This is a genomic window from Nostoc sp. DedQUE02 (assembly GCF_034531035.1).
In the GTDB taxonomy this organism is placed as follows: domain Bacteria; phylum Cyanobacteriota; class Cyanobacteriia; order Cyanobacteriales; family Nostocaceae; genus Nostoc.
The window spans coordinates 30,106-50,345 of the sequence record NZ_JAVRBY020000010.1 but is presented as its reverse complement, the minus strand read 5'-3'; the positions used below and the strand labels follow the sequence as shown (position 1 = coordinate 50,345).

12 protein-coding genes are annotated in these 20,240 nt (G+C 42.2%); 5 read left to right on the top strand and 7 right to left on the bottom strand.

Going from position 1 to position 20,240, the window contains the following annotated elements; genetic code table 11:
- Positions 1–311 precede the first annotated feature (311 nt).
- The gene (locus RMX98_RS11440) at positions 312–1,337 is read left to right on the top strand and encodes a diguanylate cyclase (RefSeq protein WP_322679009.1); all 1,026 of its coding nucleotides are present in this window, start codon (positions 312–314) and stop codon (positions 1,335–1,337) included.
- 56 nt (positions 1,338–1,393) lie between these two features.
- Here the strand turns inward: RMX98_RS11440 and RMX98_RS11435 are convergent, their stop codons facing one another.
- Both RMX98_RS11435 and RMX98_RS11430 read right to left on the bottom strand, forming a co-directional pair.
- Positions 1,394–3,478 (bottom strand): caspase, EACC1-associated type, encoded by a 2,085-nt coding sequence (locus RMX98_RS11435; protein ID WP_322679008.1) that lies wholly within the window; start codon positions 3,476–3,478, stop codon positions 1,394–1,396.
- The gene (locus RMX98_RS11430; protein ID WP_322679007.1) at positions 3,479–3,871 is read right to left on the bottom strand and encodes a sugar ABC transporter permease; all 393 of its coding nucleotides are present in this window, start codon (positions 3,869–3,871) and stop codon (positions 3,479–3,481) included.
- Positions 3,872–4,240: 369 nt separating this feature from the next.
- On the opposite strand from RMX98_RS11430, the gene RMX98_RS11425 reads away from it, so the two are divergent.
- Positions 4,241–4,459: a hypothetical protein gene (locus RMX98_RS11425; RefSeq protein ID WP_322679006.1), complete on the top strand. Its 219-nt coding sequence runs from the start codon at positions 4,241–4,243 to the stop codon at positions 4,457–4,459.
- Between the two features lie 177 nt (positions 4,460–4,636).
- On the opposite strand, the gene RMX98_RS11420 is transcribed toward RMX98_RS11425, so the two are convergent.
- Entirely contained in the window at positions 4,637–5,371 is a 735-nt protein-coding gene (locus tag RMX98_RS11420; RefSeq protein ID WP_322679005.1) for a Ycf66 family protein, read from the bottom strand.
- 215 nt (positions 5,372–5,586) lie between these two features.
- Here RMX98_RS11420 and gndA point away from each other — a divergent pair, with 215 nt between their 5' ends.
- Positions 5,587–7,017, top strand: a complete 1,431-nt coding sequence (gene gndA, locus RMX98_RS11415; RefSeq protein WP_322679004.1) for an NADP-dependent phosphogluconate dehydrogenase — start codon at positions 5,587–5,589, stop codon at positions 7,015–7,017.
- Between the two features lie 160 nt (positions 7,018–7,177).
- On the opposite strand, the gene RMX98_RS11410 is transcribed toward gndA, so the two are convergent.
- Both RMX98_RS11410 and cax read right to left on the bottom strand, forming a co-directional pair.
- Positions 7,178–8,317 (bottom strand): protein kinase domain-containing protein, encoded by a 1,140-nt coding sequence (locus tag RMX98_RS11410; RefSeq protein ID WP_322679003.1) that lies wholly within the window; start codon positions 8,315–8,317, stop codon positions 7,178–7,180.
- 142 nt (positions 8,318–8,459) lie between these two features.
- A complete protein-coding gene (gene cax, locus RMX98_RS11405; RefSeq protein WP_322679002.1) occupies positions 8,460–9,551 on the bottom strand; it encodes a calcium/proton exchanger in 1,092 nt (363 codons plus the stop codon).
- A gap of 532 nt (positions 9,552–10,083) precedes the next feature.
- Between cax and RMX98_RS11400 the strand changes: the two genes are divergently transcribed.
- Positions 10,084–12,825, top strand: a complete 2,742-nt coding sequence (locus RMX98_RS11400; protein ID WP_322679001.1) for a DUF3536 domain-containing protein — start codon at positions 10,084–10,086, stop codon at positions 12,823–12,825.
- A gap of 405 nt (positions 12,826–13,230) precedes the next feature.
- Here RMX98_RS11400 and murD read toward each other — a convergent pair whose 3' ends face one another.
- Positions 13,231–14,772 (bottom strand): UDP-N-acetylmuramoyl-L-alanine--D-glutamate ligase, encoded by a 1,542-nt coding sequence (murD, locus tag RMX98_RS11395; RefSeq protein WP_322679000.1) that lies wholly within the window; start codon positions 14,770–14,772, stop codon positions 13,231–13,233.
- Between the two features lie 82 nt (positions 14,773–14,854).
- Positions 14,855–17,008: a glycine--tRNA ligase subunit beta gene (gene glyS, locus RMX98_RS11390; RefSeq protein WP_322678999.1), complete on the bottom strand. Its 2,154-nt coding sequence runs from the start codon at positions 17,006–17,008 to the stop codon at positions 14,855–14,857.
- Positions 17,009–17,911: 903 nt separating this feature from the next.
- Here glyS and RMX98_RS11385 point away from each other — a divergent pair.
- Complete coding sequence (locus RMX98_RS11385) at positions 17,912–19,201, top strand: glycosyltransferase family 4 protein (protein WP_322678998.1); 1,290 nt, start codon at positions 17,912–17,914, stop codon at positions 19,199–19,201.
- The last annotated feature ends 1,039 nt before the right edge of the window (positions 19,202–20,240 follow it).

Here is a 20,240-nt window from a genome sequence, read left to right as displayed (position 1 = left end):
GCACTTAAGAAACGACAGCAATATATTTTAAAAATCGAAAAAATATTCAGTATTTCTACTGTTTTAAAAATAAACTCTAAAGAAGACATTAGTTGTCAGAAGTGAATGTTTCATAGTCTGTAGTAGTAAATATAAAACCTTAGAAAGCCTTAAAAGGAGATGGTAGTTGGAAAATGAGTGTAGAATAAGTGTTCAAAAACCATAATATTAATAAATAAAATTATGCCTAAGAAATATAATTTTTTAGGCAGAAAAAGCAATTATGTTTACTAGGTTAATCTTAAAATTTAAATAGGATAAAAACTAAAACAATGATTATTTCTATTCTGGTCTTTGGAAAAAATAACTTTATCGCTACACTTCCAGATCAGATTCGTTATGCGACTGCTTTTAGTGTAGAAGTTATAGACAATCTCCATCAGGCAGTGTCGCGAATTAAAATGACGCCTCCCGATATAATATTGGTACAGGCTAGCCTAGATGGCAGTATGGAACTGTGCAATTGGTTGAAAGACCAGACAAAATTATCGTGGATATACTGTATTCTTTTCGAGGATCGTTCCCAGCAGCTTGCTGATCGAAATAAAGGTTGGCATAGGGAATTAGAAATGAGTGCTGCGGCACTAAAGCAAGGAGCCGATGCATATATTTGGCATCTTATTGAAGAAAAATCAGACTATAGCTTGGCAGAGTTGACTGCTAATCATGGACTAATACTTGCTCAATTGACAGTTGGCTTGCGGAAAGCACAAAAATACCGAGATTTGATTCGCACAAATGATATGTTATCTGCGATCGCCTTAGCCGATTCGTTGACAGAATTAAATAATCGTCGTGCTTTAGAATGGGACTTACCCCGGCAAATTCAAAGAGCGAGAACTCAAAAAACTTCCCTGAGTTTGATTATTCTGGATGTAGATCATTTCAAGAAAGTTAACGATACTCATGGGCATTTAGTAGGCGATCGCATTTTGCAAATATTATGTCAGCGTTTGCGCCACAATCTGCGCTGTCAAGATACAGCATTCCGCTATGGTGGCGAAGAATTTGTAATTCTTTTAGCTAACACTACCGATGATGAAACACTATTAGTAGCCCGTCGTCTCAATCGCTTAGTCAGCGACGAACCATTTGCCCTCAACAATAAACTGACAATTAATATCACCATTAGTTTGGGTACAGCCTCTCTACAAGCTGAGGATGACGAAAAAGGAGAGAGTCTGCTGCATCGTGCCGATCAATGTCTGTTACAGGCTAAAAATTCTGGGCGTAATCGGGTGATTAACTCCAGCTACCTATCTCATCATGGCTCACATTTGAAAGTTGTTTCTTCGTGAGAGTGAGTATGCATGCGCCATTGGGTATGAATTAGCTTTTGAAATTAGCCCGAAAATTACGTGAGTTCGACGAACCTCACCCTGCCTTCAACAACCCGAAAACCCACGTAGTAGGACATACTATCACGAGCGTTTCTATCACGAGCCCCTGAGCGGCATTTCCAGACGCTACTAAACCATGAACCACCACGCAGTACCCGAATGTAATTATTATTCTCAGTTATCCAAACACTACCGTCAGATGTAGCTCCTTCATAATTTTTGTGCCACTCATCCTGGCACCATTCCCATAAAGTACCATGCATATCAAGTAAACCAAAAGGGTTGGCTGGAAAATTTCCAACCTCTGTTGTTTGCTCACGATATTCACCCTTTAATCCAAAACTATAAGCATAGTTACCGTTGTAATTCGCTAAATCTGTTGAAATCGTTTCGCCAAAATAAAATGGGGTGGTTGTTCCTGCACGACAGGCATATTCCCATTCTGCTTCAGTAGGTAAACGATAGGTTTTGCCAGTCTTTTTAGATAGTCGAGCGCAAAACTCAATTGCATTATCCCAAGAAACTTGTTCAACAGGTCGATTAGCACCTTTAAAATTAGATGGTTCGGGATTTAAATCAATATTAACCTTGGGTAAGGTAGCAATGGCTTTCCATTGACTCTGAGTTACTGGAAATTTACCCATAAAAAAGGGTTGAATAGTGACGGGATGTTGTGGACTTTCAGAGTCAGATCGTCCTGATTCATTATCTGGGGAACCCATCAAAAACTTTCCGCTTGGAATTGCAACCATGTCCATAACTACGTTATTACCCAGGTTTTCTGTAAAAAACTCGGCGCGTCCACGACTACGGTTAATTTCATAGGTTTTTTTTCCCATACCCAAAAATCCTGCTGATTTGCGGGTTAGGGTAGCGATGTCAAACTCAAAAGCCTGTGTTTGAATATTTGGAAGAGATAATTCCCTTTCTCGTTGTTCTTGTAATTCTGCTTGTTGTCTTTGATATTCGGCTGTTTCTTGCTCTAGGCGTAATTTTTCTGCTTGTTGCTGGCGCTCATATTCTACTTGTTTTGGGTCTAGCACTCGTTGTTCAATTGGTTGTATATCTTCATCTCGAAGATTCAAGATATTTTGTAAGCGTTTTAAACCATTGCGATCTTTGTTACTGAGTGGATATTGTTTTATCTGAGATAAAGCTTGCTTATAATCCTGCAATTTTTGCTGATGCTGGCGATAAGGTTCCAAAACCTCAAACTCAATTGCATCAGCCTCATCAGCAGATAACCTCAAACTATTCCGCAACTTATTGAGATAAATACGAGTGACTCTAGAAATCTCTCCTTCATCCTCATGGGCAATCTTATCAAATTCCTTGCGATATTTCAGGCTAGGGTCATCCTTGGGCGACTTTGCCAGAAAAATCCGATAACCGTCCTTAAAAGGATAAAATTCTGGTGTCATAGCGGGGGATGCTTCTTGCACTTTGCTTTTCGCATACCTATGCAACTCATCTACCGCAATTAAGCCATCCCCGTCTATATCAGCTGCACCTTTCTCAATTCCTTCTACCAGATAGTGAGTGTAAATCGAAAGCTCCAATCCATCGGACTCAAAAGCATATTGTGTGGAAGTGGAAGCAGTGAGAATCGCCCTTCCTTCGCCTCCTAAATGCTGTTGCAAGTCAATAATACCAGTATCTTTGGGAGTCCAACCCTTAGCAAAAGCACCACTAAAGCAGCAATCTAAAATTACTACCAGTCGCCTGGAATTGCTCTGGTTCATCCAACTATGTACATTTGTGGCTGCCACGGCTGAAGTGGGGATTAATTTTCCCTGATTTTTCCGCGTGATGGAAGTCGATAAGTAAAAATCACCACTTTCAACTCTCACACCATGACCAGAAAAGTATAAAAGCAGCAAGTCATCTTTCTGACGATGGGCATACAAGTTATAAATAGCATCTTCCATCTCCTGCCGTTGCGGATTTTTCAGCATCGTGACATCCGCCTCGGCAAAATCACCCATTTCTGGGTTTACCAAAACTCGCCGCATCGCCTCGACATCTTTAACAGCATTTGGTAGCGGTGCTAATCCTAGCTCATATTCACTAATCCCTATTAGCAGTGCGACTTTTGCCATTTAGCTGTTTGACTTATTGTTCAAAAAATCTTGTGCTTTCTGTAGCGCAAATTCAAACTCTTCTCGACCGCTAGCTTCGATGTTGAGTTCTCTGCCGTCAGGGGCTTTCACCCCAATTTTAATTGGTTTGTTGCCGAAGCGATCGCTCAAAAATTTAAACAAACTCTTGATATTAGAAGCTTTAACTTGTGCTTTTAACAATCCCCATACAAAGCCGCTGATACTCTTTGTACCTTTGGGTGCGTTTTCCACTGCAACTAAATCTGCATCTTCTATCCCATCTACTTCTCTTAACTGAGGTAATAAATTTTCTACTTCCGTTTGCAACTCCTCATCGTCTAAACCCAGTTCAGCTAAAGAAATTGTCACCTGGACGTTAGATATTGCTGCCATGATCAATTGCTTAAGTATTTTTTGGGTCTTTTTTAATGATTGTATCGGTTATTTTGGCTAGTTTCGTAAATATTCGGGGGGCGATGCCTACAGCAAAGACTTCACCTGATGCTCATTTTGCACCATAACGCACCTTACAGAACTAAAATATCTGAAGCTGGGGATATGGAATTGCGATCACTATATGCTTTTATATATTCTGATGCTAGTGCGATCGCTGCATAAAATCGACAGGGTAATTTTTGTCGCAATCAAACAACGTCCAGCTTGACTCCAATCTTGCAACTCTAGTGCTTAAATTTATAGCTTGCGGTTTCTCTCCTAAAACTATGCTTTAAAATTTATCTAAATTCATTAAAGCCTTAACTTATGCTTCTTACCGAACTTATACCGCTACTTAAAGAATTATCCCACACTGATAAACTTTTACTAATGCATTTACTGGCAACCGAATTGTTAAAGGAATCAAGTTTAGTCCCATTGGATGCTGAGGACAAAGTAGCTAGTCTTGGCTTATATGATTCTTTTGAAGCTGCTGCTGTTTTAGCGAAGGCATTAGCAGAAGAAAAAGCGGCAACACATGGTTGATAAAGTTAGATTTGCATTTACTGAGGTAAATCTAGAACTTGGTGCCATGAATTTATTTTTAGCGTTTGATGTGTGCTTCTATGGTTCTGAATTAGCGTTTGAAATTAGCTCTAAAATAGTCTGATGGAAATAGTGAAACCCAACATTATATTAGGTTAACGTTGGGTTTGACAGAATTTAACTAGCTTGATTAGGCGGTATTTGTTCAGGTGGCGTTTCTGCTGGGGGAGCGAGTACCGCATCCGGTGCAATTTCTTCTACAGGAATCGGTTGCTTATCCTCAATTTCAAAATCTGGTTGTGCTGCTTCCACCAATTCAGGAGATGGGGGATGTGGGGGAATCGCTTCCGGTACACTCTCGGTTTTTGCTTCGGTGTCAGTAGTAATCTCCTCTGCTGGTGGTTCTGGTATGACAATAGTTTTGTCGATAATCTCAATAGCAGGTTTCTCTGACAGTACAGAGGTAATATCTTCAGGTTTGGGGGTTGTAGGTGTTTTTTTGTTCACAGTCTGTTGCACCTTGTCTTTCGCGCCACTGAAGGTATTACCAAGACCTTTTTGCAACTGTCCCAGCCGTTCCTGAAGGGACAACTTATTCACCTGTTCTTGAATGCCAGTTTTTACTGTCTCAGCACTTGGTACTTGAGTTTGTTGTACCTGCGGGGTCAATTGCCGACGTAATGATAGAGTTTGCCAGCCAAACCAGACCAAAAGAGCCACACTAGCCACATGACCGAGCAACAAACCCCCAGTAATGCGTGGTGCAAACACCCATAAAACTAAGGCGTAGAACAGCCCTACACCACTCCAGATAAAGTCATTCTTGCGGTGGATTTCTGGGAAAAAGAAAGCTGCTATGTAAATGGCTAAACTACCAAGACCGACCACCAAAGCTAGGACATATGCCAGCATTATTTGGTTACTCCTTACTACGTCCTTTAATTATTTCAATTTTGCAAATTTTGCCAGTCAATTGTTGATTTAGATACAATTTAAAATTAATTATCCCTGTTAGTTGTGGATTTTTGTCATTTATTCAAGTCTTAAGGTCTTCTTTAGGAGAGAAGGGAAAATATCGGACTACCCTTAAAGTAAAAGGATCTGCAAGAGTTAGCCAGAAATTTTTTATGACACTACAAAGCTTTGGTGTGATTGGATTAGCCGTTATGGGTGAGAATATCGCTCTAAACGTGGAGCGCAATGGCTTCCCAATTGCAGTTTACAACCGCTCCCGCGAAAAAACGGATGCGTTTATGGCGCAGCGTGCTACAGGACGGAACGTCAAAGCCGCCTTTACCTTGGAAGAATTCGTTGCCTTACTGGAACGTCCCCGCAAAATTCTAGTAATGGTGCAAGCTGGTAAGCCAGTGGATGCGGTAATTGCTCAACTCAAACCCTTGTTAGAGGAAGGCGATATCATTATCGACGGTGGCAACTCTTGGTTTGAAGATACGGAACGACGCACTCAGGAATTAGAACCCGCAGGGCTTCGGTATCTTGGTATGGGTGTCAGTGGCGGTGAAGAAGGAGCGCTAAATGGGCCTTCACTGATGCCTGGAGGTACAACAAGCTCTTACGAGTATCTATCACCAATTTTCAACAAAATTGCTGCCCAAGTCGATGATGGCCCTTGTGTAACCTACATTGGCCCTGGTGGTTCTGGCCATTATGTCAAAATGGTACACAACGGTATTGAGTATGGCGATATGCAGCTAATTGCTGAAGCCTACGACTTGCTGAAAAATGTCGCTGGATTAGACCATAATCAGCTACATGAGGTGTTTGCTGAATGGAACACCACCGATGAACTCGATTCATTTTTGATTGAGATTACGAAGAATATTTTCCCATATATTGACCCAGAAACAAAAAAACCCCTGGTGGATTTGATTGTTGACGCAGCAGGTCAAAAGGGAACTGGACGCTGGACTGTACAAACTGCATTGGAATTGGGAGTTGCTATTCCCACAATTACGGCAGCAGTTAATGCCCGGATTATATCTTCGATTAAAGAGGAACGGGTTGCAGCATCTAAAGCTCTTACAGGCCCCAGTGGCAAGTATGACGGGCAAACCAAGGACTTTATCAATAAAGTACGTGATGCTCTCTATTGCTCAAAAATCTGTTCTTATGCTCAAGGGATGGCGTTGCTATCCACAGCTTCAAAAACATATAACTGGAATTTGGATCTGGGCGAAATGGCGCGGATTTGGAAAGGTGGTTGTATTATTCGCGCTCGCTTTTTGAATAAGATTAAAAAGGCTTTTAGCGAAAATCCAGCTTTGCCTAACTTGCTGTTAGCTCCCGAATTTAAGCAGACAATTCTCGATAGACAAACTGCTTGGCGGGAAGTAATTGCAACAGCAGCAACACTAGGAATTCCAGTCCCCGCATTTAGCGCATCCTTGGATTATTTTGACAGCTATCGCCGCGATCGCCTACCTCAAAACTTGACTCAAGCACAACGCGACTACTTCGGCGCACATACCTACCTGCGTCTTGATAAGCCCGGAACTTTTCACACTGAATGGGTTCCTATTGCTGAAGCTAAGAAGTAAATTTTCACACATCTACACTAGGTTATTGTGAAAAGTTAAAAAGTTTCAGAATACAGTTTTAGAAGTGGCTCTGAGTTTCAGAGCCACTTTTTTTTAACGTAGACACAAAGCGACAAATCGCAGAGGGGCAGAGAACGCAGTTTTCTATTTTTTATTGATTTTAAGGGTTATTATTCCCAAGATATTTGGCTTTTAATTCTTCTAATTCTTCATCTATTTTACTTTTACTAGAAGGCTGAGGTGTGGCGTTTGTTGGCTGTATTTTATTTGGTTGAGGTTTATTACCACCCATAAATTGGGTTTTCATTTCTTCTAATTCTTTCTCAATTTGACTAGGAGATTTTGATACAAAAGCAGGAGAAGAATTTGGTGGCGATTGAGGGGTCGGTTTTGGTGCAATCGCTGGCTTTGATGTTGCTGGTGAGTATTTATTTAAGTCTTTGAGAACTTCTTCTACAGTTTGATAACGCCGAATTGGAATACTTTCTAACATTTTGTTGAGAATGCGGCTCAACTCATTACTGACGGGGGTTTGCAAGTATTGCTGCCATACCCAAGTATCGTTATTCGTATCATAAGAATCGAAGGGCGATCGCACTGTTAATAAATTAATACAAGTTGCACCCAAGCTATAAATATCGCTGGCGAAAATAGCTTTACCTCTCATTTGTTCAGGTGCTACATATTCTGGACTACCAATACTAGTACCAGTTTTATTTAAGGCAGCGCCAGTGGCAGATTTAGCAGCACCAAAATCTACTAGTACTAGTTTGCGATCGCTCTCGCGTAAAATAATATTTTCTGGCTTAATATCGCGGTGAATTACGTGTTTGGCGTGACAAAATTGTAAAACTGATAATAAATCGTTTAATAGTTGCCAAATTTCTATTTCACTAAAAGCACCTCTGTGTGCCAATTCCTGAGCTAAGTTTTGCCCGTCGATAAATTCTTGTACAAGATACTGCCGAGCTTCTTGGGTAAAATATGCCAGTAGTTCGGGAATTTGGGGATGTTTACCCAATTCATCTAACTGCACCGCTTCTTGGTTAAATAACTCTACGGCTTTGGCAAGAGTGTTAGTGCCTTGAGATTGAGGATAAAATTGCTTAATTACGCAGCGTGGTTTTGAGGGTTTATCCTCATCCACAGCTAAGAAAGTTTTGCCAAAACCACCTTGTCCGATTGGTTTGATAGCACGATAACGTTCTTTGAGGAGTAATTTTGCACCGCAAGTCACGCAAAAATTGACATGATTGGGATTTTCCGGCTTGGGACAATGAGGGTTAAGGCAGTAGCTCATACAGGCGATCGCTCTTATATCTCTTTATTTTCTCCTGTCCCAGGCAAAAGGGTGTAATCAACAGATTTTGGATTTTAAATTTTGGATTTTGGAGTTGTGTAAAATCTAAAATTGGCTCAGTCAAGAGCGATCGCACTGCTAACTACCCTATACCTTCCATAACTGGATGGAAGTAGAAGGCGAACCCCAAGACTGTATAAGCAGCTAATAACAAAGTTCCTTCCAGCCAATTGGACTTACCATCGGAACTAATACTGTTGGCAATCAACACTGACACAACTACAGCGACTAATTCAAAGGGTTTGAAATCTAAATCCATTGGTTGCCCCAATACCCGCCCTGCTATAACTAACACGGGTGCAACAAATAAGGCAATCTGCATACTCGATCCCACAGCTACCGAAAGGGAAAGATCCATCTTATCTTTCATCGCCACGGTGACTGCTGTGGCGTGTTCAGCCGCATTACCAACGATGGGAACCAATATCACCCCTGTAAACAGTGCCGTTAAACCTAGCTGAGATGTGGCTATTTCCAGAGAATCGACCAACATTTCTGACTCAAGTGCCACTAGTAAGGTACATACTAGCAAGACACCAACCCACAACATCATATTTGGTTTCGCGTGAGGAGTTTCCTCTTCTTCTGTCTCCGCTACACCCACATCATAAAGATAGGAGTGGGTTTTCATCGAAAATAGCAGTGTTAGGGCGTAAACCAGAATTAACACCACAGCAACAGCAATAGAAAGATTTTGCAGTGTTTGTTCGTTAATTCCTTGAGAAGTATAATTCATCGCCGTCGGCATCAAAATGGCAATCACCGCCAAATTCATTGAAGCAGCATTCACCCGCGCCACAATTGGCTGAAATGTCTGTTCTTTGTAACGCAGTCCTCCCAAAAGCATGGAAAAACCCATTACCAGTAGTAAGTTGCTAATAATCGATCCCGTGATACTAGCTTTCACTACATCTATCAACCCAGCGTTCAGCGCTACTAGGGCGATGATTAGTTCTGTAGCATTGCCAAAAGTGGCATTTAATAAGCCCCCCAATGATGGCCCGACTACCACGGCAATTTCTTCTGTGGCTGTACCCATCCAAGCCGCTAAGGGCAGAATTGCTAATCCAGCTGTAATGAAAACTATCAATTCTCCCCACTCCAGAAAGTGGGCTGCTACAGAAACCGGGATAAACAGTAGTAAAACGAAAAGAATAATGTTTTTGGTTGACATTTGTTGTCTTAAGTTGAGGGTATCATTCACAGCGAGCAATCCTAAGTTTTAAATTTGGAATGTTGAATTAACAATCACTTTCATTCAGCACTCCCATAGGATACTCTCAACCGCCTGTAGACCAATTCAGAGATTGTACTGTTTTCCGCTCACATCTGCGGCTATTATGTAAAATAAGATTGCGTTTTAATGAGTTTTCGTAATCTTTTGTTGCAAAAGTATGAATTTGAGCCAGAATATTACATCAAAAATGGGGTTTAATATATTAAAAGACAATTAAATTTTTGATTGGCGCTTAAGAAGAGAAAACCCCTAACTAAGGCTTTGTTCAATGGCTAATTACTTTAAGCCTTCAAGGAAAGGGCTGTGCGATAACGCAGATTTCCGACTAAAATAAAACTGCCTTGTCAAAAATTTGGTTGGATTCCATAGTTGTTGTTTATACCGGATTTTGTGTAAAAACTATTGGAGTAAAGTTTACACAAAATTATTGTCGGTGCAACTGCAAGTTTTTTGTTTTGGATAAATATACATGACTTCTGCTGACCAAATGCCAGCTAGCTCTGGCTCAACGTTAACATTACATTCAGATCCCAATAACACCAAAGAAACCGATCCCCTGAGAAAGGCTAATGGTGTTTATGTGACGGTGCATGGTCATTTTTACCAGCCACCAAGGGAAAACCCTTATCTGGACGCAATTGAACGCCAACCGAGCGCTGCACCTTTCCATGATTGGAATGAGCGGATTCATTGGGAATGCTATCGTCCAAACGCCTTTGCCAGAGTCTTAAATGACCAAGGCGAAGTGGTGGGGATCGTCAATAATTACGAGTATTTCAGTTTTAATATTGGCCCAACGCTGATGTCGTGGCTAGAACGCTACGATGTGGAAGTTTATCAGCGTATTTTAGAGGCGGATGCCAAGAGTAGCCAACGCTTGCATGGTCACGGTAATGCGATCGCGCAAGTATACAATCACATCATCATGCCTCTGGCGAACGAGCGCGACAAATATACCCAAATTCGCTGGGGTAAAGAAGACTTCCGCTCCCGCTTTGGCCGCGATCCCGAAGGGATGTGGTTAGCAGAAACTGCTGTAGACTATGCAACCCTAGAGGCTCTTGTGGCTGAGGGTATTCGCTTCATTGTCCTTGCACCTTCTCAAGCACTGCGTTGCCGTCCTCTCCCGACTCCAGATCATCCCCATCCTCAATGGATCGAGGTCGGCGGTAGTCAGATTGATTCTACCCGTCCCTACCGTTGCTATTTGAAGCCCACACTAGACACTTCATCTTCACCTCTGAGTGCGATAGGCTACGCCTCGGCGGAGGCGATCGCCACTAGCCCTAACGATAGGAGTACAGAAGAATTACCCTACATTGATATCTTCTTTTACGACGGCCCGATATCGCGGGACATGGGTTTTAGTGATGTCGTTTATAATTCGAGTCACTTTGCCGGACGTATTGGTTCAGCAGTGCGTGGGGATCATCGTCCGGCACAGTTGATTTCGGTGGCGACGGATGGGGAAACCTTCGGACACCACAAAAAGGGAACAGAGAAAACTTTAGCCTACGCCTTTACTAAAGAGTTTCCTCAACAGGGTTGGACGGTGACAAACTTTGCTCACTACCTGAGCTTAAATTCTCCCAGTTGGGAAGTGGAATTAAAGTCAGTCACAGCCTGGAGTTGCGCCCACGGTGTCGGCAGATGGGAGGATGACTGTGGTTGCGGTGGGGAAGGCAGTGTTTGGCATCAGAAATGGCGTCGTCCACTGCGGGATGCCCTAAATTGGCTGCGGGATCAGCTAACTGAAGTGTATGCAGAACATGGTAGACAGTTATTTCGCGATCCCTGGCTAGCACGAGATGAATATATCCAAGTAATCCGCGATCGCTCTGCTACCAATGTCAACCGTTTCTTAGCCCGTCATCAAACCCACAAACTAACCGCAGCCGAACAAGTAGACGCTTTACGCTTGCTGGAAATGCAGCGTCATGCTTTGTTGATGTTCACTAGTTGCGGTTGGTTTTTTGAAGAAATTTCCCGTCCAGAGGGGACACAAATTCTGCGCTACGCCGCCCGTGCTTTGGAATTGGCAGGGGAAGTGGCCGGCGTGCAGCTGGAAAAGGGCTTTGTCAAACGTCTTGGTTTCGCCCCCAGTAATGTGGATCAGTTCAAACATGGTGCAGAAATTTATCGGCAACTCGTGTTAACTGCCCAACTTGGCTTTAAGCAAGTAGCAGCCCATTACGCCATTACTTCCCTGTTTAACAATCAGAAACCAGCAGAGACGCACAATTCTTTGTCTAGAAAAGATGCTGCTGACAAACAGTCTCAGCGTTACCACAAAAAGGTTTATTGCTACGCAGCCAATGAGCTAGATTATCAACTGCAACGAATGGGATCGCTAACTCTGGCTGTGGGAAATTTAAAGCTGGTATCAGAGATTACTTGGGAAAGTGAGCATTTGGTATTTGCAGTTCTGCATTTGGGAGGGTGGGATTTCCACTGCGGCATTCAACAATTTACTGGGCGACGTAACTACAGCCAATTAAAAGAAAAGCTGTTTGGGGCACTAAAACAAGCTAGTGCGGCTCATACTATCTTGGCGATGACGCAGCTATTTGCAGAAGAAGCTTTCAACTTACAGAATCTATTTGCTGAAGAACGCCACCGAATTATGCGGCTACTTAGTGAGGAAACACTGACACGTTTAGGACAGTTGTATACCCAAGCCTACCGTGATAATTATGGTGTATTGATGGCGTTTCATCGAGATGAAATAGCAGTACCGCAAGAATTACAGGTAGCAGCAGATATTGCTTTAGGGCATCGCTGTCTGATGACATTGCGATCGCTAGAGCAAGAGATTGCCGATCCCCAAAAGAGTTGGAATCACATCTTAGAATTGGAGGCGATCGCGACTGAAGCAAAACATCTGCGTTGTCGGCTGAATATTCCCGACGGTAAGCAAATGTTAGAACAGTTAATTGCGCGATCGCTCTGGCAATTATTGCACGATGCCAATGATAGTTTTAATGCAGATATCCAACTGTTGGAGAGATTGATTGATGTCGGGGATCAACTAAATATTCATATTTCCCTACAGCGATCGCAGGAACTATATTTTAGTTGTCTGCAAAGTCAGATAGCACCAGTGTGTATTACTAGCGTTGGTAATGAAGGAGATAATCAGTGTCTTCAGTTGCTCAAGTTGGGTAAAAAGTTAGCCGTTGATGTTAGCTCGATCTCAAATCAGTTGAAATAGATGTAGGGGCGCACAGCAGTGCGCCCTTAAAAATGTACGAATAATTTTGGTATTAGTTTTGAGAGTTTGTAGTCAGGACTTTAGTACTTAAAAAACAAGAACTAAAATCTTGACTATGAACTTGTGGTGTTGCTGAATCGAGGTATGAATTTGGATGTAGAGACTAGCAATTGCAACGTCTCTACAAGGATTTTGAAATAACGCAAAATTATTTTTCATACCGCAATCAGCAACGCCGAACTTGTAAACAAACAATAGACCTCTTGCAAAAGTAATTTTTGCTCTCTTGTGGGAAAAGGGGAAAGGTTATGGTTCGGCAAGCTCACCAACCTGGGAAAAGGTTTTTATTGTTCCTTTCCCCTTTCCCCCTTACCCTTTTACCGACTTATGCAAGAAGTCTAATGGTTATCGACTTTGAACTATGGACTCTTGAGTAGAGTTTTCAAGTTCTGAAAATTCTACTTGGGCAGGTTTCCAGCCTCCCGCCCAAGCAAGGCATAAATGACGGAAGCGATCGCCCCGCACCTCAAAATTTGGGTACTGATCGAAACTCGCACAAGCCGGAGATAGCAACACCACAGGCGCTTGATACTGCTTGGCTAATTCTGCCGACTTAGGAACTGCCCTTTCCATAGTTTCCACAATATGGTATGAATGATACCCCGCCTCTCGCAGACGTTTGGCAAATGCGGGTGCAGCAGAGCCAATCAATAACACAGCAGCAGCTTTGGTTTGAATTTGTGCTAGCCAAGCAGTATCATCACCTGCTTTGGCTTCTCCACCCGCAATTAAAATTGCTGGACTGTTAACAGATGCTAAACCTACTTCAGCCGCATCATAATTGGTGGCTTTGCTGTCGTTAATGAAATCAATACCTTCCCATGTGCAGATATGCTCCAAACGATGGGCAACACCAGGAAATTCCTGAACTGCACGCGCGATCGCCTCCCGATTAATTCCCGCTAATCTTGCTGTTGCTACTGCCATCAACAGATTTTGCTGGTTATGTTCTCCCACCATTCGCAAACTAGATACTTTCACAATTGGTTCTGGTGCCGAGGTTGCAGTCAATTTTTCCACAACCCAGCCGTCTTCAATATAAAAGCCTTTTTCGCTAATCAGGAAATCTCTTCCTCTGACACTTGTCCAATAGGCATCAGGCCAAGCACTTAAACCTAACTGGCTCAAGTAGGCATCATCGCCATTGAATACTTGCAACTCCGACTGATGTAATAACTTGGCTTTGATGTTGTAATAGTTCTCTAAAGTCTTATGGCGACTGAGATGATCAGGTGTGAAAGTCGTCCAAACACCGATCCGGGGAGCAAGAGAACTCGAAGATTCTATTTGATAGCTGCTAACTTCCGCAATCACCCAATCAATACAATTTTGGATCGCAGTTCCTTCACCTCTGCTCCCCTGCCCCTCGGTCACTGAGCGACTTGCCCTGAGCGGAGCCGAAGGGAGCCGAAGTGCTGCCTGCCTGCCCCTCTGAGATAGGGCGACTTCACAAGCGGCGTAGCCAATATTACCGCAGGCGGGTGCATTTAATTCTGCTGCTTGGAAAATGGCAGCAATTAAAGCTGTGGTAGTAGTTTTGCCGTTAGTGCCGGTAATTCCTACCCAAGGTAGCGATTGCAAATTTCGCCAAGCAAGTTCCATTTCCCCAATAGTTTCTATACCTAATTGGCGTGCCTTGATTAATACCGGAATATCCCAAGGCACGCCAGGACTAACAACTATTAATTGCGGTAAATTATCACCATTCAATTCTAGGGATTGGCCTAGTTTAACGGTTATTTGCTCGGCAGCGAGTTCTTGTTGTTGTTGTAGGAGGGTTTCGGAGGTGTTGCTATCACTTAGCTCTACCTCCCAACCTTCCAGTTTCAACAATCTCGCCGCAGCAACACCGGACTTTCCCAATCCAATAACATGAGCTTTGGACATAGATTGCAGCAGAGTCCCTGGTTAAGCACTCCCTATAGTAGCCTTTCTTGGTAAAAATTACACAACTTTTTGTTGACCTACGCTACAGATTTTTGACGATCGCACCGAAGTCAGCTAAAACACGGGCATGATTGCGAACTAATCCCAGCAGATGTAACCGATTACGCTTGATTTCTGGATCGGAGTCCATAACTAAAACGCTATCCGGGCCATCAAAGAAGTTACTAACTGCCGGAGCAATTTTTGCTAATGCTGCTACTAATAGTTGATAATTTCGGGTCTGCTGTGCTGCTTGAGTTTGTGGTACTGATTCGATTAGTGCATTATACAAAGCTTCTTCAGAGGGCTTTTGGAATAATTCTTGACGAACTACGGTTGTCGGTTCTAGCTGTTTTGTATCCAAATCACCTTGGGCGGCTAATCGTGTAGAACGGTTAACGGTTTCGTAGATGTTATCTAAGGTACTGTCGTTGCGGATTTTTTGTAAGTATGAGGCGCGATCGCGGACATCCAATAAATCTTTTAACGTCCGTTCTGTGTATTCTGGGTCATTTTCTCCCAAAACTGCATTTACTAAATCGTAATCAATCTGTTTTTCTTCTTGTAATAAAGTGCGGATGCGTTGTAAGAAAAACTCTTGTAACGCTGTGGTTAATAATGCCTGGTCTTTATGATATTTTGCTGCAAAGTCCGTGGCTATTTGTGCCAATAAATTATCTAAATTTATCGGTAAATTATAACGCCAAGCAATTTTAACTACAGCATTAGCCGCACGACGTAAGGCGAAGGGATCGGATGAACCGGAAGGAATTAAACCTAATCCAAAGATACTCACCAAAGTATCTAATCTATCTGCCAAACCGACTATTTGACCCGTCAGCGTTTCCGGGAACCTATCACCCGATCCTATTGGCAAATAATGTTGATAAATTGCCTTTGCTACTTCCGCATCTTCACCACTAGCCAAAGCATATTTTTCTCCCATAATGCCTTGCAATTCGGGGAATTCATAGACCATTTGTGTCACCAAATCTGCTTTACATAATAAAGCAGCACGTTGGATTCTTTGGCTTTGATCTTCTGCTAATTCTAATTGACTGCTAATTTGCTCGGCAATTTGAACTATTCTATCTACCTTGGCACGCACCGAACCCAATTCTTCTTGGAAAGTGACTTTTTCCAATTGCGGTAAAAAGCTATCTATTGGTTTAGTTAAGTCAGCTTCGTAGAAAAATCTGCCATCAGCTAATCTGGCACGAATTACCCTTTCATTTCCGACAGCAATAATATCTGATTTATTGGGATCGCCGTTAGAAATGGTAATGAAATTGGGCAATAATTCTTGCTCAAAACTCCCTGGTTTGAATACAGGAAAATAACGTTGATGAGTAACCATCACTTCCGTAATTACCTCAGTTGGTAATTCCAAAAATTCTGGTTCAAATTTACCAACAACTGCGGAAGGATATTCTACAAGGTTGGTTACTTCCGCTAACAAGTCTGGGTAAAATACTGTATAGCCGCCTAAATTATCTGCTACTGCCTTTACTTGCTCTTTAATCAGATTTACCCGTTCTTCTGGGTCAACGGTGACATAGGCAGACTTGAGGGCGGTAACATAATCAGTAGCCTGGGCAATTGTCACAGGTTCAGGATGCAAAACCCGATGACCTTGGGAAATGCGATCGCTCTGAATCGTTTTAGAACCATTCACTAATTCTAAAGGCAATACCGTCTCATCTAACAAAGCTACCAGCCAACGAATCGGTCGGGAAAACCTCGCATCCCCATTTCCCCAACGCATCAACCGCTTACCTTCTAAACCCCAAATCCACTGGGGAACAAGTTCTGTCAAAATTTCCGCCACAGGACGACCGGGAATTCTTTTTTGCACAAAGACAAATTCCCCTTTGTCAGTGGGGCGAACAGACAGCGCCTCCAGTTCCACACCTTGCTTTTTGGCAAAGCCTGCTGCTGCTGCTGTCGGCTGACCATCTTTAAAAGCGGCTTGGGCAGGAGGCCCTTTAATTTCTTCTTCTCGGTCTGGTTGCTGCGATGGTAGACCTGTAATCAATACCGCCAGCCGTCGGGGAGTACCGTAAACCTGGACACTTTCGCCCTTGAGACTGTTTGCTTCCAGGCTTTGGGGAATGCGTTCCTGCCATTGCACTAAAGCATCACTGAGAAAACTTGCAGGTAGTTCTTCTGTACCAACTTCTAATAGAAACCCAGGCATATAACACTGTTTTCAACTTTGCGTAGCTCAACTTTATCAGTTATTCTCAAGCGATCGCTCGTCATTTTTAGCTGAATCGGTCATCGAAGAGGATAAGTGTTGCAAGAGTGCCTATTGCCTATTCCCTGTCTAAGCCACGCTGCGCGAGTAGAAATCAAAGCGGATTCCTGTCAGGCTTGCCAAATTTACTGAATCTCTATTCTACCCCTACTAGTTCAGCGAACTGGTGGGGCTATCATTTAACCTCATTGGTTCGTCATCAACACTTTTATAAACCTCAGTGCTAAGTGCAATTAATTTTACTTTTTACTCAGCAAATTACCCAAAAAAAGTGTGATATTCCTCCATGAATACAATACTGATGACTTGGTTAAAAATACTTCTTGTGCCAGTTTAAAAGGCGGAATGCGGGTTATATACATAACCGTGAATATAATGTTACACTTCCTCAAGTATAAATTTAGGCATTAGTTTAAAAACAACCAGACTAACTATTGTCATAATTACCAGAAATTAAAGCCTATATCTATAAGAATCTGACCTGTTTACACAGGGCAATGTTTTGATTTGTAATTTTTTTATTATGCAGTACAAAATTTTTATTTTAAAAACTACCAAAAAAGTTATTCAACAATGTTTAAGTAAGTGGGCGTGAATAGTTAAAGGTTTGTAGTAAACGGCTCTAGCTTTTAAAACAGGGTTTTAGCCGCGTATTACAGCCAATTTAATTAATTTTAACTTGCAAAACATATAGTTCGATTTATTCTTGCCAACTTACTTAACACGATTTTAATCAAGCAATCTTATTAAGTTAGATTAAGTATAAAAATAGCTGCCCCTACTAGCTATTAAGAAATAAATCCGATCATCTCAGGCTGTCTCCACAAAATTCACAAATAGCTCATGCACATTCTGGTTTATTCCTACAACTATCATCCAGAGCCAATTGGAATTGCTCCGTTAATGACTGAATTGGCAGAAGGACTAGTAAAGCGAGGTCATGAAGTGCGAGTGATTACGGGAATGCCCAACTATCCTCAGCGCGAAATTTACGATGGCTATCGGGGTAAGTGGTATCTTACTGAACACAAAAATGGCGTGACAATTGCGCGAAGTTACCTGCGAATTAAGTCTAAACCTAACCTTATAGATCGGCTGTTACTAGAATTGAGTTTTGTTTTCACGAGCTTACCCCAAGCCTTTAAAGGCGGACGGCCAGATGTGATTATTTTAACAGTCCCACCTCTTTTTGGTACATTACCAGCAACAATATTTGGTTGGTTATACAACTGCCCAGTAGTTCTGAATGTCCAGGATATCTTACCAGAAGCTGCCGTGCGTATCGGGCTATTAAAAAACAAGTGGATGATCCGAACTCTGACAGCTCTAGAGAAATTTGCATATCGGACTGCACACACTATCAGTGTCATCACCGATGGGTTTCGTGAAAATTTGGTGAATAAAGGAGTACCTGTTAATAAAATCGTTTGTATTCCCAATTGGGTGAATTTAAATTTCATCCGCCCCTTACCGAAAGAAAACAACTCCTGGATATCTAGCCATCATCTAGATGGTAAATTTGTAGTACTTTATTCGGGCAACATTGCTCTAACACAAGGTTTAGAAACAGTAATAGAAGCAGCAGTTTGTTTGCGTAATATCAAAGATATTGTCTTTGTGATCGTTGGCGAATCAAAAGCATTGCAAAGATTGCAGGAATATTGTCTATTAAATGGAGCAGATAATGTTTTGCTGCTTCCATTACAGCCGCGAGAAAAACTACCCGAAATGCTAGCAGCATCCGATGTGGGACTAATTGTGCAAAAGCGCAATGTAATTTCCTTCAATATGCCTTCAAAAATACCACTGCTGTTGGCGAGTGGTCGCCCAATTGTGGGTTCAGTTCCCGCCACAGGTACTGCTGCTAGAGCAATTCAAGTCAGTGGTGGTGGGATAATTGTTGAGCCAGAATCGCCCCATGCAATGGCCATTGCGGTACATGATTTATATGCTAATCCCGCTCTAGGGGCGAGACTCGGTAACGCAGGAAGACGGTTTGCTGAAGAAAACTACTCCTTTGAACAAGCACTCGATCGGTATGAGTGGCTCTTTTCTCATATTGTTGCTAACCGAAAATTATCTGTGGGAATCCTGCCGAAATTAGATTCTAAGAATTCAGTTGTGGATGGTTGAAGGGGATTAGGCAAAACAGTTCTTCTTTTTCAAGTAAGGAAATAAGATTGCTCACTCATCACTCCTAAAGGATATTTGAGATTACTGATTTGGCTACACATACAAAACCCTAATTAGGATAAATTAAATCACCCATTCGGGTGAGTTATAAATCAACCGATCGGGTGAACTAACTGTAGGAAGTTAAGACCGCTAAAAAATAGGATTCTAGAAAACACTGATTAATTGCACCTCGTTCTTGGTGAGGATAACTCGATGAGACTCGCAACCTTGATTAATAAAGCTGAATTAATCAGCGTAGGCGTAGCCCGCCACTGGGGTACACCTATGGAGAAGCAAGTTACGCGCAGCGTATCGTAGGCAAGCCTCTCCAAGAGTTGGGATCGCTCCATACTCTTTTCTTCCTTAAGACCAGTATTCACTACGACTTAAGAACGATAAACTCATCTGTAACTTATGCCAATCTCGTCTACTATGTGGTTATAATGCAAGCAAGTGCTTGCAAACACTTAGAGTAAACTTAGTATCAAGAACTGCAAAAATTCCTGCACCATTGATCGAGGTGATAACTAAGGTGTTTGTAACGGCAGGTTTGATTGAAGCTACAACGCGATAAATTGCTCGTGTTGCTGCGGTCACTAAGGTAACTTTATTTTGTCATTTCTAGAACAAAGAGCAACTACTAACTGCTCTGATTACCGAAGCGATCGCTTTACAGTCTCAAGCCGTAGCCCATTGCAACGAGTGAATTCAAAACCCATACATTGACCTCAAAATTATGTAAGGTTTTGCAATCAGATGATGGAGGAGTATCAAGGACTGATTCAGACATTTATTTAGAGAAGCGAAGCGACATCCCCAGTCCGCCCGTCTGATCTGATACGAAACTGACAAATCCTTGCACAAGCAGATGATTGTGTACTTGCAAAAAAGTCACAGGTGTGTTGCTAGTATTCTGACCACATTAGGTTACAGTCGGATGAATTGATTTGTACATGGTATCGGCGCTTTGCCATTAAAGGAGGTAGGAGGTTCTGTT